The sequence below is a fragment of the Altererythrobacter litoralis genome, from assembly GCF_036324225.1.
Taxonomy (GTDB): domain Bacteria; phylum Pseudomonadota; class Alphaproteobacteria; order Sphingomonadales; family Sphingomonadaceae; genus Erythrobacter; species Erythrobacter litoralis_A.
This window is the reverse complement of record NZ_JAZDQV010000006.1, coordinates 1-13,728: the sequence shown is the minus strand read 5'-3', so window position 1 is coordinate 13,728 and position 13,728 is coordinate 1. Positions and strand designations below refer to the sequence as shown.

The following is a 13,728-nucleotide window of genomic DNA, read 5'->3' as shown; positions in this document are numbered from 1 at the left end:
GATGCGCTTAGCTGGGCCGCCGAAGAGAGGCAATCTGTCCACAGCCCAGCATGAACAGTGATGCTTAATGTCCCGCGCTGCGACAGCGCGGATTTCTGCCGCGCACGATGGTTAGCATCGGGTTAAGAAGCAGCATGCGTAGAAACCTGGTCCTGACCGACGAGCGAGCACGGCACCCCTTCCGGGCGGTGTTGCCGGCACATGTCCGCAGCAATGAATATGAGGCTCCGGCCGAAGTGCTGTGGAAGCTGACGCGCGAGGACGTGCGCGGCTTTGCCACGGTTTACTTCGCCACTTTCGCAGCGGCGCTGGTCTTCTTTTCCTAAAGCGGCCCCGCTTCGAGCTCGGCGCGGTGAAGCCGCTGCCCGAGCCATGCCGAAAACAGGCACATCGCCGCGCTCAACAGCAATTGCTCGACCACTGGCACGCCCAGTGCGCTCAGCGCCATGGCTGCAAGCGAACCTGCCACCATCGCACCCGAATTGATGATGTTGTTGGCGGCAATCGTGCGCGCGGCTGCATCGGGCGAACAGCGCGTGGTGAGAAAGGCGTAAAGCGGCACCACGAACATGCCGCCCGCCACTGCTATTCCCAGCAGGCAGAGCATGATCACGCTGGCGAGCGGCCATGAGAGGAATTCGCTGACGGTGAGCAGCTCGGTCGGCTGGTCGGCCTGCCACAAGCGGCACACGACATAGAAGGCCACCACGAAGATCCCCATCGCGATCACGGAAGCGGGCGAATAGCGCGCTGACACAGTGCCCTTGAGCAAGGCATTGACCGAAACCGATCCGATTGCGACCCCGACCGAGAAGATCACGAGGAACAGGCTAGCCACTTCCTTGCTCGCCATCAGAGTGTTCTTTGCAAGCGGGGGGAACTGGATGAACAGCACTGCGCCGATGGTCCAGAAGAAGCTGATCGACAGGATCGCGTAATATATCTGGCGGTCGTTCATGGTGTTGCGCACCAATGCGATCGACGCGCGGATGATGTGCCAGTCGAGCTTTTCCACCTTCGCGATCGGCGGCGCCGCGGGCACCTGACGGCTGGTGAGGTAACCGACCACCGATGTGATTATGATGCCGCCCGCCGCCCATTCGACCGGGATCCACCCGGCCAGGATCGTTCCCGCCAGGATCGCGATATAGGTCCCCGCTTCGACGAGGCCGGTCCCTGCCAGCACTTCGTTCCGCTCAAGGTGCTGCGGCAGGATTGCGTATTTGATCGGCCCGAGGAAAGTCGACTGCACGCCGGTGAGGAACAGCGCCAGCAGCAACAGCGGAATCGCCAGCGTGTCGACCGCAATGCCGCGCCATGCGAGGTATAGCCCGCTGGCGCCGATCAGCATCAGGCCGATCTCGCACATCTTCACGATCCGGATGATCCGCGCCTTGTCGCGCATGTCGGCCAATTGCCCGGCCAGCGCCGACAGCACGAAGAAGGGGAAAATGAACAGCGCCGATGCGACCGCGCTGAACATCCCTTCGGAACTTTCGTCATTATAGACGCTGTAGACCACGAACAGCACCATCGCGGTCTTGTAGAGATTGTCGTTGAAGGCGTTGAGCAACTGGGTGCAGAAGAGCGGAAGGAAGCGCCGCTGGCGCAGCAGTTGCGTTGAAGTGGTCATCCAATCTGCCTTGCTGCTGCTCCCGTTCACCAACCCTAAGGCTGCGCGGCGTAGTGAACAAGACTGCGCGCCATCTTTTGCCCGGTGCGCCGAAGCGCTAGACAAGGCGACAAGATGCTGACTCTTCCCAATCTCCTCACCCTGTCGCGGATTGCCGCAATTCCACTGCTGGCTTTCCTGCTGTGGTGGCCGGATTGGGAGCTGGGTTATCTGCTCGCCTTCGGGCTCTACTGCCTGATGGGGATCACCGATTATTTCGACGGCTATCTCGCCCGTTCGAGCGGCGCGGTGTCGAAGCTCGGCATTTTTCTCGATCCGATTGCGGACAAGATCATGGTGGCGGCGGTGATCCTCGTCCTTACCGCGCAGGGCGTGCTGCGTGGGCCCTATGTCGGCGACATGCATGTGATTGCGGGCCTGATCATCCTCGTCCGCGAGATCGCGGTTTCGGGCCTGCGCGAATTCCTCGGCAGCCTGCAGGTCTCGGTTCCGGTGACCACGCTGGCCAAGTGGAAAACGACCTTCCAGCTTGTGGCGTTGGGCGGCTTGATCCTGGGCGGCGGACTTCCCAACTGGACCATGACCATCGGCGGCATCGTCGCCAATGTGCCCCACACCGTCGGCCTTACGACGCTGTGGGCCGCGGCGATCCTGACGCTGATGACGGGGTGGGATTACCTCCGCGTGGGCCTCAAGCACATGGATTGAGTAGCCACGCACGGATGGGCCAGTGCGCCCGGATAGGTTGGCATTATGTCCGTTTTTCGGTTGCCTGCAGCAGCAGCCATACTGGCGTGCATCAACCATTTTGAAAGTCTTGCGGGGTATTCAGGCCCCATGAGCGCAACACTTTCCACCTTGCTTGCCGCATTCCTGAAGATCGGCTGGGTAGCCCTGATCTTCAACGAAGTGCGTGGTGCCGTGATGGCGGTGCCGGTGCTTTACGCCATGTATATGGCGGGCGGCTCGTGGATGGCTCTGTGGATCGGCTTCTGTTCGCTCGTGGGCATCGCGCTGTCGGTGGTGGTGCCGCTCGAAGAAGATCCAGAAATTCGCCGACGCGAAACTGCTCAAAGCCGCCTAACGCGCGCTCTTGCAGCGCTTGAGCAAGCAGGGCCACTAGCCCGCTCGCAGTTCTTCCGCCAGCAATTTGAATTCCTCGGAACGCGGGCTGTTCTTGCGCCAGATCAGCGCGATCTCGCGCTTGGCATTGGCGGATTTGAGCGGGCGCGCCACTACATCAGTGCCGTTTAGGATGCCTGCGTCCAGCGCCATTTCAGGCAGCATCGTCAGCCCCAGGTCATTGTTCACCATCTGCACCAGCGTGTGCAGCGAAGTGCCGATCATGGTGGCCGAAGCGCGCAGTTCGGGGCGGTTGCAGGCGGCCAGCGCGTGCTCCTTCAGGCAATGCCCGTCTTCGAGCAGCAGCAACCGTCCCTCATCGATCATCGCCGGGGGAATGCTGGCGGGCGGATCGCGCGGATCGTCCTTGGGGAAAGCGACAAACAGCCGGTCGTCTGCAATGTGCTCCATCTCCACTTCGCCAGTGGTGAAAGGCAGGGCGAGCAACACGCAATCGACCCTTCCGTGCTGCAGCGATTCGACTGCGTCGTGGCTGGTCTCCTCGCGCAGCAGCAGTTTCAGCTCCGGCCGCTCGCGGCGCAGGCGCGGCAAAATGCGCGGAAGCAGGAAGGGCGCGATCGTGGGGATCACGCTCATCTTGACCGTGCCCGCCAGCGGCTTGCCGGAGGCCTGCACGAGGTCGGACAGTTCCTCAGCCTCGCGCAGCAGGCGGTGCGCTTTCTCCACCACTTGCTCGCCCAGCGTGGTGAAACGCACCACGCGGCGGCTGCGTTCGACCAAAGTCACGCCCAGAAGCGATTCGAGCTCGCGGATGCCCGCCGACAGCGTCGATTGCGATACAAAGCAGCTTTCCGCTGCGCGCCCGAAATGCCCGTGCTCGTGCAGCGCGACGAGATATTGCAGCTGCTTGATCGTGGGGAGGTAGGTGCTCACGAGGCGCAGCTTACTCCGCGGCCTGCGGTTGTTCCATGATTGCCTGCACGTCGTCGATATGCGTCATGGTCAGCTTGCCATTCTTGACCGCGAAAGCCACCTTCCCTTCGACCAGGTCGAGTGCTTCGCGGCCGAAGATCTCATAGCGCCAACCTTGCAACACGGGCAGGTCGCGCACGCCGGCGGCGAGCGCTTCCATTTCCTCTGCGCGGGTCAGCAGGCGCGCGGCCACGTCGATCTCGCGCGCGCGAATCTTGAGCAGCAGCTTGAGCAGATCGGCCACGAGCACGCCTTCCTTGCCCAGCGGGGCACCGCGCTTCATCTTCTCCGGGATGTTGTCCTTGTCGAGCGGCTCGGCCTTCTCCAGCACCTTCATCAACCGCTTGCCGATGTCATTGTCACGCCAGGCGCTCGACAGCCCGCGCACCTTGGCAAGGTCGGCCTGCTGGCGCGGCGGGTGGCTGGCGATATCGGCCAGCGTCTCATCGCGCATGATGCGGCCGCGCGGGATGTTCTTGTGCTGCGCTTCGCTTTCGCGCCACGCGGCGAGCGCCTTCAGCCGACCGAGGACTTGCGGGTTGCGTCCCGGCTGGCGGATCCGCCGCCAGGCTTCGCCCGGATCGGTCAGGTAGTTGGACGGATCGCCGAGCTTTTCCATTTCCGCGTCGAGCCACGCGCCGCGCCCGGTCTTGATCAGCCGCTTGAGGATCTTGGGGAAGATCTTCGACAGGTGCGTCACGTCGCCGATGGCATATTCGATCTGCCGGTCGGTCAGCGGGCGCCGGCTCCAGTCGGTGAAGCGCGCGCCCTTGTCGATGGTCAGGCCCAGCCAGCTTTCGACGAGGTTGGCATAGCCGATCTGTTCGGACTGGCTGATCGCCATCATCGCGATCTGCGTGTCGAAAATGGGATAGGGCGTCTTGCCGGTCAGGTTGACGATGATTTCGACATCCTGCCCGCCGGCATGGAACACTTTGAGCACGTCTTCATTGGCGGTCAGCAGCTCGAGCAGCGGCGCAAGGTCGATCCCGTCGGCCAGCGGATCGATCGCCGCGGCCTCTTGCTCATTGGCGATCTGCACCAGGCACAGTTCGGGCCAATAGGTGTTCTCGCGCATGAATTCGGTGTCGACCACGACGAACTCTGAAGTGGCAAGGCGGGTGCACAGCTGTTCCAGCGCCTCGGTCGTGGTAATCAGATCATGTATTTTCATTCGTCTTTTCTTCGTGTCGGGCGGAGTGCCGCCCTCGGGCCGTGAGGCCCAGATTGGTTCGGGAGCCTTGACAAAAGCACCCTCTTCCCCTGTTAGCGCGCGCTTGATACCGCACACGGGTTCGCGCGCCTTTTGTCGGGCGCGCCCTTAGCGCCATACACCCGAAAATGGAAAGATTTTAGATGCACGCCTATCGTACCCACAATTGCGCACAGCTTGGTGAAGCCCAGGTCGGCGAAACCGTGCGCCTTTCGGGCTGGATTCACCGAAAGCGCGACCACGGCGGGGTGCTGTTTGTCGACCTGCGCGATCATTATGGCATCACCCAGATCGTGGCGGACGAGGATTCGCCCGCTCTGGCGGTGCTCGAAGCTACGCGAGTCGAATCGGTTGTGACGATCGATGGCATGGTAAAGGCGCGCAGTGCCGAGACGGTGAATGCCAATCTTTCGACCGGCGCGATCGAAGTGTTTGCGCGAGGCGTGATCGTGCAAAGCGCGGCCGAGGAGCTGCCGCTGCCGGTGGCGGGTGAGCAGGAATACCCTGAGGATATCCGCCTCAAATACCGCTTCCTCGACCTGCGGCGCGAGACGCTGCACAAGAATATCATGACGCGCGTCGCGGTCGTGGCCGACATGCGCGAGCGGATGAAGGCGGCGGGCTTCAACGAATTCTCGACCCCGATCCTCACCGCGTCTTCGCCCGAGGGCGCACGCGACTTCCTGGTGCCGAGCCGCATCCACGCAGGCAAGTTCTATGCGCTGCCGCAGGCCCCACAGCAGTACAAGCAGCTGCTGATGGTGGCGGGCTTCGACCGCTATTTCCAAATCGCGCCGTGCTTCCGCGACGAAGACCCGCGCGCCGACCGCTTGCCGGGCGAGTTCTACCAGCTCGACCTGGAGATGAGCTTCGTCACGCAGGAAGAGGTGTGGGACACGATGGAGCCGGTGATTGCCGGTACGTTCGAAGCTTTCGCCGAAGGGCGGCATGTCACACCTTCGGGCAGCTTCCCGCGCATTCCCTATGCCGAAGCGATGCTGAAATACGGCAGCGACAAGCCGGACCTGCGCAACCCGCTGGTCATAACCGACGTGTCGAAGCATTTCGAGCAGTCGGGCTTCGGCCTGTTCGAGAAGATCGTCGGTTCGGGCGGTGTCGTCCGCGCGATCCCCGCGCCTGGCACGCATGAGAAGAGCCGCAAGTTCTTCGATGACATGAACGACTGGGCGCGCAAGGAAGGCTTTGCCGGCCTTGGCTATGTCACCCGCAAGGGCGGCGAATTCGGTGGCCCGATCGCCAAGAACCACGGGCAGGAAGGCATGGAAGCGCTCTATGCCGAGCTGGGCTTGGGCGAAAACGACGGCTGCTTCTTCGCAGCGGGCAAGGAAGCCGACGCGGCCAAGCTGGCCGGCGCGGCGCGCATTCGCGTGGGCGAACAGCTCGAACTGATCCACAAGGATCGCTTCGAACTGGCCTGGATCGTCGATTTCCCGTTCTACGAATATGACGAGACCGAGAAGAAGGTCGATTTCAGCCACAACCCCTTCTCAATGCCGCAGGGCGGGCTGGAAGCGCTGGAAACGCAGGATCCGCTGACGATTAACGCCTATCAGTACGACCTCGTCTGCAACGGCTATGAAATCGCATCGGGCTCAATCCGTAACCACAAGCCCGAAACGATGGTGAAGGCCTTCGAGATCGTCGGCCTGTCGAAGGCCGATGTGGAAGAGCGATTCGGCGGCATGTACCGCGCGTTCCAGTACGGCGCGCCGCCGCATGGCGGGATGGCTGCCGGTGTCGATCGAATCGTGATGCTGCTGTGCGGCGCGCAGAACCTGCGCGAAATCACGCTCTTCCCGATGAACCAGAAGGCCGAGGACCTGCTGATGGGCGCGCCGAGCAGTCCCGAACCCAGGCAGCTGCGCGAACTGCATTTGCGCGTAGTTGAACCGGAGAAGGCGCCCGGAAGCACGAATTGACGACGCGTATCGCAGGAGGCCGGGTCACCTATGCCTCTTGCGCTGTGCCAATCCGTTCATTAGCAGGCCGATATTCAAAACCCCAGGAACAGAGGGATCATTATGAGCGATACTGCCGACCGCGTGCAGAAGATTGTTGTCGAGCACCTTGGTGTAGAGGCCGACAAGGTCACCCAGGAAGCCAGCTTCATCGACGATCTGGGCGCAGACAGCCTCGACATCGTCGAACTGGTGATGGCGTTCGAAGAAGAATTCGGCGTGGAAATCCCCGACGATGCGGCTGAGAAGATCACCACCGTCGGTGACGCCACCAAGTATATCGAAGAGAACAAGGGCTAACACCCTTGTGGCTAGGGACCGTCGCCCTGTGCGGCGGTAACGGACAGGCCCGACCCGTCAGCGGGCCGGGCCTGTGTCATTTTTCGGAGAGTAACGAATGCGTCGTGTTGTCGTAACCGGTCTTGGCCTCGTCACCCCGCTGGGCGGCGATGTGGAAACGACCTGGCAGAACCTGATCGCGGGCAAGAGCGGCGCGGGGCCGATCACGCGCTTTGACGCGTCGGACCAGAAGTGCCAGATCGCCTGCGAAGTGAAGCCGGCGGATCACGAATACGGCTTCGACCCCAACAAGCGCGTCGACCACAAGGTCCAGCGCCAGGTCGATCCCTTCATCGTGTACGGCGTCGATGCCGCTGGCCAGGCGCTTGAAGACGCCGGCCTCGTCGATATGGACGACGATCTCAAGCTGCGCACCGGCTGCTCGATCGGTTCGGGCATCGGCGGCCTGCCGGGGATCGAACTCGAATCGGTCAATCTGCACGAGCGCGGCCCGGGCCGCGTGTCGCCGCACTTCGTCCACGGGCGCCTGATCAATCTGATCAGCGGCCAGGTCTCGATCAAATACGGGCTGATGGGTCCGAACCATGCGGTGGTGACCGCCTGTTCGACCGGCGCACACTCGATCGGTGACGCTGCGCGCATGATCAAGGACGGCGATGCCGACGTGATGCTGGCGGGCGGTTCCGAATCGACCATCAATCCGCTCGGCGTGGCGGGCTTCGCTCAGGCGAAGGCGCTCAATATGAGCATGAATGATCGCCCGACCGAAGCCAGTCGCCCCTATGACAAGGATCGTGACGGCTTCGTGATGGGCGAAGGCGCAGGCGTTGTCGTGCTCGAGGAATATGAGCATGCCAAGGCGCGCGGCGCGAAGATCTATGCCGAAGTGGTCGGCTATGGCCTGTCGGGCGACGCCTATCACGTCACCGCGCCACACCCCGAAGGCAAGGGCGCGCAGCTAGCCATGGAAATGGCGCTGCGCAAAGCCGGGCTTGGCCGCGGCGACATTGACTATGTGAACGCGCATGGCACTTCCACCATGGCCGATACGATCGAACTCGCCGCGGTAAAGCGCGTGCTGGGTGACGATCTTTCGGGCGCGTCGATGAGCTCGACCAAGTCAGCCATCGGCCACCTTCTGGGAGGCGCCGGTGCGGTCGAGGCGATCTTCTGCATCCTTGCGATGCGCGACCAGATCGTCCCGCCGACGCTCAATTTGCAGAATCCGGACGAAGGCACCGAAGGTGTCGACCTGGTCCCGCTGGTGGCGAAGAAGCGCAAGGTGCGCGCCGTGCTCAACAACAGCTTCGGCTTTGGCGGCACCAATGCTTCGCTGGTGATGAAGCAGGTCGACTGACGTGAAACGGCTCGGCTGCCTCGTTGCGGCCATTGCAGCTCTGCTGATCGCCGGGGCACTGGCGGTTTCGCTCCTCTTCGGCTCTGCCAGCGTCGAAGAGGAAACCTCTTTTGTTATCCCCTCGGGTTCTTCGCTCACCGCGATCGCGGAGAAGCTGGAGGACGAAGGGCTGATCAGCTCGGCCGACGGTTTCGTGCTGCGCGCGAGGCTGCTGGGCGGGAGTACTCCGATCCAGGCGGGCGAGTTCCAGCTTGAGCCGGGCATGAGCCAGACCGACATGCTGCGCGCATTCCAGCAAGGCGACGTGATCCGCCGCTTCGTCACGATCCCCGAAGGCATGCCTTCGATTCTCGTGCACGAACGGCTGATGGCCGAAGATTTGCTGACCGGCGAAGTTGCGGTTCCAGCCGAGGGTTCGGTGCTGCCTGACACCTATGATTTCGAGCGCGGCGAAAGCCGGCAGGCGGTGCTCGACCGGATGCAGGCAGCGATGGCGGCCTATCTCGCCGAGGCATGGGAGAAGCGCCGGCCTGACATAGCCGTTAGCACTCCGCGCGAAGCGTTGATCCTTGCCTCGGTGGTCGAGAAAGAAACCGGCGTTCCCTCCGAACGGCGCATGGTGGCGGGGCTCTATTCGAACCGGCTGAAGATCGGGATGCGGCTGCAGGCCGACCCGACGATCATTTACCCGATCACCAAGGGCAAGCCGCTCGGGCGGCGCATCCGCCGGTCGGAGATCGACGCGATCAATGATTACAACACCTATTCGATGGCGGGCCTGCCCAAAGGGCCGATCACCAATCCGGGGCGCGAAAGCATTGCGGCGGTGCTCGATCCAGAGCGCACCAGCGCGATCTACATGGTCGCCGACGGCAGCGGAGGCCACGCCTTCGCCGATACCTATGCCGAGCATGAAGCCAATGTTGCGAAATGGCGCCAGATCCGCCGCGCGCGCGGCGAGATCTAGCGTAGCCTCGCCGGCCTAGGGCTTCACGATATCGAAGCTCCCCGGAAGGGGATCGAGCGCATCGAGCATCGCTTGCAGCGCGGCTGCATCGCCTTCCACTTTGAGCCCCGCAGCCTGCAACTGCGCGAGCGGCAGTTTCAGGAACAGCAGCCCCAGCATGAACTGGCGCGGGCCGGATATGGTGACATCGGGCGCAGAAGCCGCATCGTCGACGCGCCCGATCATCACATTGCCATTGGCTTCGATCACTGCGGTCTCGCCGCGATCGACTAGGTTGACCTGCAGCGTGGCATGATCGCGGGTGAACTTGGCGGGATCGAACCGCGTTGCGGCCGAATCGAGCAGCAGGCTGGTGGGCACGGCTGCGATCAGGTCTGGGCTCTGCGCTGAAGGAGCGTAGGGCCTGCCGTTGCGCAACTCATTGGCGGCGACCAGGAACTGGTTGCGCCAGATTGCGCTTTCGGACTGGTAGCCCTGCTGCTCATAGCTGTCGGCCAGCAGCGATGCGGCCTCGGCATTGTCGGGCGCGGCGAAGACGAGTTGTTGCAGCAGGTCGGATGACCAGCGATAGTCGCCGCTCGCCATGGCATTGCGCGCCAGCGCGATCACCCGGTCCGCGCCGCCCATCGCGTCGATCATGCGCTGCGCCCGCGCAACCGGCGGATGCGCATGGAGGTTGGCTGGTACGGCGTCTTACCAGCCGAGGTAGTATTGGTAGATCGCCTTCAAATTGTGGCTGTAGGTGCCGTAATATCCATGCGTCGACCATTCTTGCGCCAGCTGCGGTGGCTGGGCGACGGCCTCGGCGATTTCCGCCATGGTGGCGCCCTGGTTCATCAGGCGCACCGTCTGGTCGTGCAGGAAGCGGTAGTTGTCACGCTGCGCGCTGAGCCAGCTTGTCCCTTCCTTGTTGCCGAAATGGGGCCAGCAATGGCTGGAAATGACGACATCGCTCTTGGGAGCGAAGCGCTGCACCGCTTCATCAAGGAATTGCGCCCAGGCGCGCGCATCGCGCACCTTCGCCCCGCGCGGAGTCAGGATGTTGTGCAGGGTGCAGGTCGCGATTTCGGCGGTGAGGAAGGTGCGTGCGGGCGCGACATAGACGTTGAGCTCAGACGGGGCTTCGCTGCCCGATACGATCTGGAATTCGAGGTCGACTCCGTCCACCGTGCGCTTCTCGCCGGTGCGGGTGATCGTGTCGCTCGGCGCAAGCAAGGTTATCGTGCCGCGCGAGACCGCAGAGCCGATGCCGCTGCCCATCTGGCCGCTGTTCCCCGGCATCAGGCCCATGCCAAACTGGAAATTGGCGCGCCGCTGCATCGCGCCGCCCGCCATCACGTTTTCGGACGCGGCCTCTTCCATGAAATGTTCGGGCGCGATGATCGCGATTTTCCCGGCGGCCACATCCGCTGCACTGGCGACGCCGCGCACACCCCCGAAATGGTCGGCATGGCTGTGGCTGTAGATCACCGCGCTCACCGGCCGCTCGCCCAGCGTCTGATTGACCAGTTCCAGCGCCGCCGCGGCGACTTCCTGCGTCGTGAGCGGGTCGATCAGGATCCAGCCCGTCTTGCCGCGCACCACGGTCATGTTCGAAAGGTCGAACCCGCGCACCTGCCAGACACCCTCGGCCACTTTGAACAGGCCGTGTTGCCTTAGGTAGCGCATGTGGCGCCAAAGGCTGGGGTGGACCGTGGGCGGGGCGTCGCCGTCGACAAAGGCATAGGCATCGAGGTCCCACACGGGATCGCCCTTCGCATTGCGGATCAGCGGATCGGCGCGTGTGGTCAGGAAGCCGCGCGATGCGAAATCGGCGTCGCGCGAACCATCGGGCGGCAATTCGGCGGCAGCGGCGCGCAGGGCCTCGATCGTCGCGGGGGAGGCGGGCTTGGCCCCTTCCTGCGCGTTTGCCGTTGCTGCAAGTGACACACCGGCCAACAGGCCGCAAAGCATGGCGATTCTCATGTCCCTCTCCCTTGTCTCGCAGGCAGACTGCTCGATAAGTGGGGCAACGACAAGTGAGCAGGCAGGAGTCGCGGGCAATGGGAAGTTCGCCCTTTATCGTCACAGCCGCATTGCCCGACGACATATTCGCTTGGGCCGATGCGCTGCGGCGCGCATATTTCCCGCCCGAGCGCAATCATTTGCACGCGCATGTCACTCTGTTCCATGCCTTCGCGCCGACGCTGTTCGAGGAATTGCGCGACTTCCTGCCGCGCGTTGCGAAGGATTTTCCGCCGCCCGAAGGCCGGATCGCGGGCCTGATGGATTTGGGCAAGGGAACCGCCATCGCGCTGCAAAGCCCGCAATTGCTCGAAGTGCGGGCGCGGACAGCCGACCATTTCCATGGCTCGCTGACCGACCAGGACCTGCATGAGCCGCGGCTGCACATCACCATCCAGAACAAGGTGAGCAAGGAAGAGGCGAGGGCGCTGCAGGCCGATCTGCGCGACAGGATCGAACCGCGCGGCTTTGCCTTTCCGGCGCTGGAACTGCACATCTATCGCGGCGGGCCGTGGGAGTTTGTGAAACGCTGCGCCTTTCGGGGGCAATAGCGGTTGACCGGGGCGAAGCTCGGCCCTAAATGCGCCGCCTGCCGAGCGGGCTTTTGCCCCGGCATGCCCTTTGGGGCGGAGTAGCTCAGGTGGTTAGAGCAGCGGAATCATAATCCGCGTGTCGGGGGTTCGAGTCCCTCCTCCGCTACCATTTTCCAGATCAAGCTTCCCGCTCAATTACGCACTATTTCCGCCGAGCAACCCATTGTTGAAGCTTTGGTCTATGCCGCAGGAACAGGGTATAGAGGAGCTCAAGCGCTTGTAGCACCCTTCGATTACGCGCAAGCAGTCCAAGTGGGCGCAATAGCGGTATCGCACGCCACATCGCGGCAAAGGCTTCGGCTCCGGACAACAGCTTGCCATCCTCGCTCGCATGAAAGCGTTCGAGCAGTTGCGCCTGATCGATCGGGCAGTTCTCCGCTGCTGAGCGTGTAACGTCTACAAACTCGATTGTATCGCGCCGGTCCAGGCGCCGCATCAGGGCGATCTCTCGCAAGCAGAGAGGGCAAGCGCCATCATACCAGACGGTTAATTGGTGCTTCATGGCGCTCAATATTGTGTCATTTGCAGCGCTTTCAACGCGCCCTAAGCCTGGGCGATGCCGAGCCGCGGCTACATCAAAACGGCGCATACGAACTCGAGCATCGATTCCACCTATTGCGTGCACTCCCCTCCGGGGGGAACAGCTTTTCGAATGTCGGATCAAGAACGAGCCGCGGGGTATGCTAAGCTGGTTCGGCGCCTCTCTGCCCGACAAATCGAAGCCTACCATTCAATCCTTTTCCCTAAGCGTCTCGAGATAGGCGAGCAGATTAGCGACATCGCCATTTTCAAATACGAAGACGGGCATTTCCATCGTATGGCCGACTTGGACTCCACGCTCAAATGACGCCTCGACCGCCCAGTCCGGCAAACGGTGGGCCGCTCGACGAAGGCTGGGGGCGTTCGGATTGGGCGAAGCACCATCATCAATAGCGTGACAACCGGCGCAGTTCTGCTGCGCAAAGGCCCTGCCTTCGGCTGCGCTTTCGGAGAGCGTGGTCGCATCGCGATCGGTCACGCAAGCCACAATGAAGAGCGGAGTTGCAAGGATGATTAGACGCTTGAACATGATATGGTCCCTCTTTCCTATTGCTGCGGTGTAGTGCAGCGAAGCTGCGTGGCACAAGTGAGAGCCAAGAAAAGAGCTGCCGACTGAGGCGTCAGCTATTGGGCCGTAGCATGGCGTGTTTGGTAAATCACACTCCACGTTTCGGGGGGTCGAGTCCCTCCTCCGCTACCAACTATATATCCGATTTTATTAGATATTATGTTGTTTTCTGGTTTGAGTGCCTGAAGCAGTTTGTTGCACGGTGTTGCAAGGTTTTCTGCCAATTTTCGTTGCGTTCCGGAGAATTCCAGTGGCTCCATGCAACATATCTGCGACATGAGTAGGGCAGGGTGAATCGCAAGGATTCTCCGCTTGGAAACCGGTATACGGATCCGCTTCAATCGCTGGGTCTGTTCTCGTGCGAGCGCGAGATTTCCCATGTCCGCTAACAACACATCCGCTTATTGCTTTGAATGTCTCCGATTGGGTGGAAAGCGGTCACTGTAGCATCGGGTGACCGGCGAGACACGGCGGACATCATTTCATAGCTTTTCGCGGAGGGCTTCGTAAGGGGTTTTA

Annotated in this window: 13 protein-coding genes, 1 tRNA gene and 1 pseudogene; 8 read left to right on the top strand and 7 right to left on the bottom strand. The window is 62.2% G+C overall.

The window, feature by feature from the left end:
- Positions 1-134 precede the first annotated feature (134 nt).
- The gene (locus tag VRS74_RS07310) at positions 135-326 is read left to right on the top strand and encodes a hypothetical protein (RefSeq protein ID WP_354144593.1); all 192 of its coding nucleotides are present in this window, start codon (positions 135-137) and stop codon (positions 324-326) included.
- On the opposite strand, the gene VRS74_RS07305 is transcribed toward VRS74_RS07310, so the two are convergent.
- Positions 323-1,633: an MFS transporter gene (locus VRS74_RS07305; protein ID WP_354144592.1), complete on the bottom strand. Its 1,311-nt coding sequence runs from the start codon at positions 1,631-1,633 to the stop codon at positions 323-325. The genes VRS74_RS07310 and VRS74_RS07305 overlap by 4 nt on opposite strands.
- Before the next feature lie 114 nt (positions 1,634-1,747).
- Between VRS74_RS07305 and pgsA the strand changes: the two genes are divergently transcribed.
- Positions 1,748-2,341, top strand: a complete 594-nt coding sequence (gene pgsA, locus VRS74_RS07300) for a CDP-diacylglycerol--glycerol-3-phosphate 3-phosphatidyltransferase (protein ID WP_354144591.1) — start codon at positions 1,748-1,750, stop codon at positions 2,339-2,341.
- 411 nt (positions 2,342-2,752) lie between these two features.
- On the opposite strand, the gene VRS74_RS07295 is transcribed toward pgsA, so the two are convergent.
- Positions 2,753-3,649 (bottom strand): hydrogen peroxide-inducible genes activator, encoded by an 897-nt coding sequence (locus VRS74_RS07295; RefSeq protein WP_354144590.1) that lies wholly within the window; start codon positions 3,647-3,649, stop codon positions 2,753-2,755.
- A 10-nt stretch (positions 3,650-3,659) separates the two neighbouring features.
- On the bottom strand, positions 3,660-4,862 hold the full coding sequence (gene rnd / locus VRS74_RS07290; protein WP_354144589.1) for a ribonuclease D: 1,203 nt from the start codon (positions 4,860-4,862) through the stop codon (positions 3,660-3,662).
- A 182-nt stretch (positions 4,863-5,044) separates the two neighbouring features.
- On the opposite strand from rnd, the gene aspS reads away from it, so the two are divergent.
- The 4 genes from aspS to mltG all read left to right on the top strand — a co-directional run bounded on the left by aspS (position 5,045) and on the right by mltG (position 9,504).
- A complete protein-coding gene (gene aspS, locus VRS74_RS07285) occupies positions 5,045-6,841 on the top strand; it encodes an aspartate--tRNA ligase (protein WP_354144588.1) in 1,797 nt (598 codons plus the stop codon).
- Positions 6,842-6,943: 102 nt separating this feature from the next.
- Complete coding sequence (locus VRS74_RS07280; RefSeq protein WP_354144587.1) at positions 6,944-7,180, top strand: acyl carrier protein; 237 nt, start codon at positions 6,944-6,946, stop codon at positions 7,178-7,180.
- 97 nt (positions 7,181-7,277) lie between these two features.
- On the top strand, positions 7,278-8,537 hold the full coding sequence (fabF, locus tag VRS74_RS07275; protein ID WP_354144586.1) for a beta-ketoacyl-ACP synthase II: 1,260 nt from the start codon (positions 7,278-7,280) through the stop codon (positions 8,535-8,537).
- A gap of 1 nt (position 8,538) precedes the next feature.
- A complete protein-coding gene (mltG, locus tag VRS74_RS07270) occupies positions 8,539-9,504 on the top strand; it encodes an endolytic transglycosylase MltG (RefSeq protein WP_354144585.1) in 966 nt (321 codons plus the stop codon).
- Positions 9,505-9,519: 15 nt separating this feature from the next.
- On the opposite strand, the gene VRS74_RS07265 is transcribed toward mltG, so the two are convergent.
- Together VRS74_RS07265 and VRS74_RS07260 are read right to left on the bottom strand one after the other, a co-directional pair.
- Positions 9,520-9,921 (bottom strand): alkyl sulfatase C-terminal domain-containing protein, encoded by a 402-nt coding sequence (locus VRS74_RS07265; protein WP_354144753.1) that lies wholly within the window; start codon positions 9,919-9,921, stop codon positions 9,520-9,522.
- Positions 9,922-11,172 (bottom strand): annotated as a pseudogene (locus tag VRS74_RS07260) (alkyl/aryl-sulfatase); the annotation flags it as partial. It lies immediately after the preceding gene.
- A 374-nt stretch (positions 11,173-11,546) separates the two neighbouring features.
- Between VRS74_RS07260 and VRS74_RS07255 the strand changes: the two are divergent.
- The gene (locus VRS74_RS07255) at positions 11,547-12,059 is read left to right on the top strand and encodes a 2'-5' RNA ligase family protein (RefSeq protein ID WP_354144584.1); all 513 of its coding nucleotides are present in this window, start codon (positions 11,547-11,549) and stop codon (positions 12,057-12,059) included.
- Between the two features lie 74 nt (positions 12,060-12,133).
- Positions 12,134-12,210, top strand: a tRNA-Met gene (locus VRS74_RS07250).
- 33 nt (positions 12,211-12,243) lie between these two features.
- On the opposite strand, the gene VRS74_RS07245 is transcribed toward VRS74_RS07250, so the two are convergent.
- Together VRS74_RS07245 and VRS74_RS07240 are read right to left on the bottom strand one after the other, a co-directional pair.
- Positions 12,244-12,603, bottom strand: coding sequence for a thiol-disulfide oxidoreductase DCC family protein (locus VRS74_RS07245; RefSeq protein ID WP_354144583.1), 360 nt, complete (start codon positions 12,601-12,603; stop codon positions 12,244-12,246).
- A 228-nt stretch (positions 12,604-12,831) separates the two neighbouring features.
- Positions 12,832-13,170 (bottom strand): c-type cytochrome, encoded by a 339-nt coding sequence (locus tag VRS74_RS07240; RefSeq protein ID WP_354144582.1) that lies wholly within the window; start codon positions 13,168-13,170, stop codon positions 12,832-12,834.
- Positions 13,171-13,728: the final 558 nt, after the last annotated feature.

Bases quoted from the DNA above. Each gene is read 5' to 3' on its own strand.
- VRS74_RS07310 (WP_354144593.1), top strand. From the start codon at position 135: ATGCGTAGAAACCTGGTCCTGACCGACGAGCGAGCACGGCACCCCTTC.
- VRS74_RS07305 (WP_354144592.1), bottom strand. From the start codon at position 1,633: ATGACCACTTCAACGCAACTGCTGCGCCAGCGGCGCTTCCTTCCGCTC.
- pgsA (WP_354144591.1), top strand. From the start codon at position 1,748: ATGCTGACTCTTCCCAATCTCCTCACCCTGTCGCGGATTGCCGCAATT.
- rnd (WP_354144589.1), bottom strand. From the start codon at position 4,862: ATGAAAATACATGATCTGATTACCACGACCGAGGCGCTGGAACAGCTG.
- aspS (WP_354144588.1), top strand. From the start codon at position 5,045: ATGCACGCCTATCGTACCCACAATTGCGCACAGCTTGGTGAAGCCCAG.
- VRS74_RS07280 (WP_354144587.1), top strand. From the start codon at position 6,944: ATGAGCGATACTGCCGACCGCGTGCAGAAGATTGTTGTCGAGCACCTT.
- fabF (WP_354144586.1), top strand. From the start codon at position 7,278: ATGCGTCGTGTTGTCGTAACCGGTCTTGGCCTCGTCACCCCGCTGGGC.
- VRS74_RS07255 (WP_354144584.1), top strand. From the start codon at position 11,547: ATGGGAAGTTCGCCCTTTATCGTCACAGCCGCATTGCCCGACGACATA.
- VRS74_RS07245 (WP_354144583.1), bottom strand. From the start codon at position 12,603: ATGAAGCACCAATTAACCGTCTGGTATGATGGCGCTTGCCCTCTCTGC.
- VRS74_RS07240 (WP_354144582.1), bottom strand. From the start codon at position 13,170: ATGTTCAAGCGTCTAATCATCCTTGCAACTCCGCTCTTCATTGTGGCT.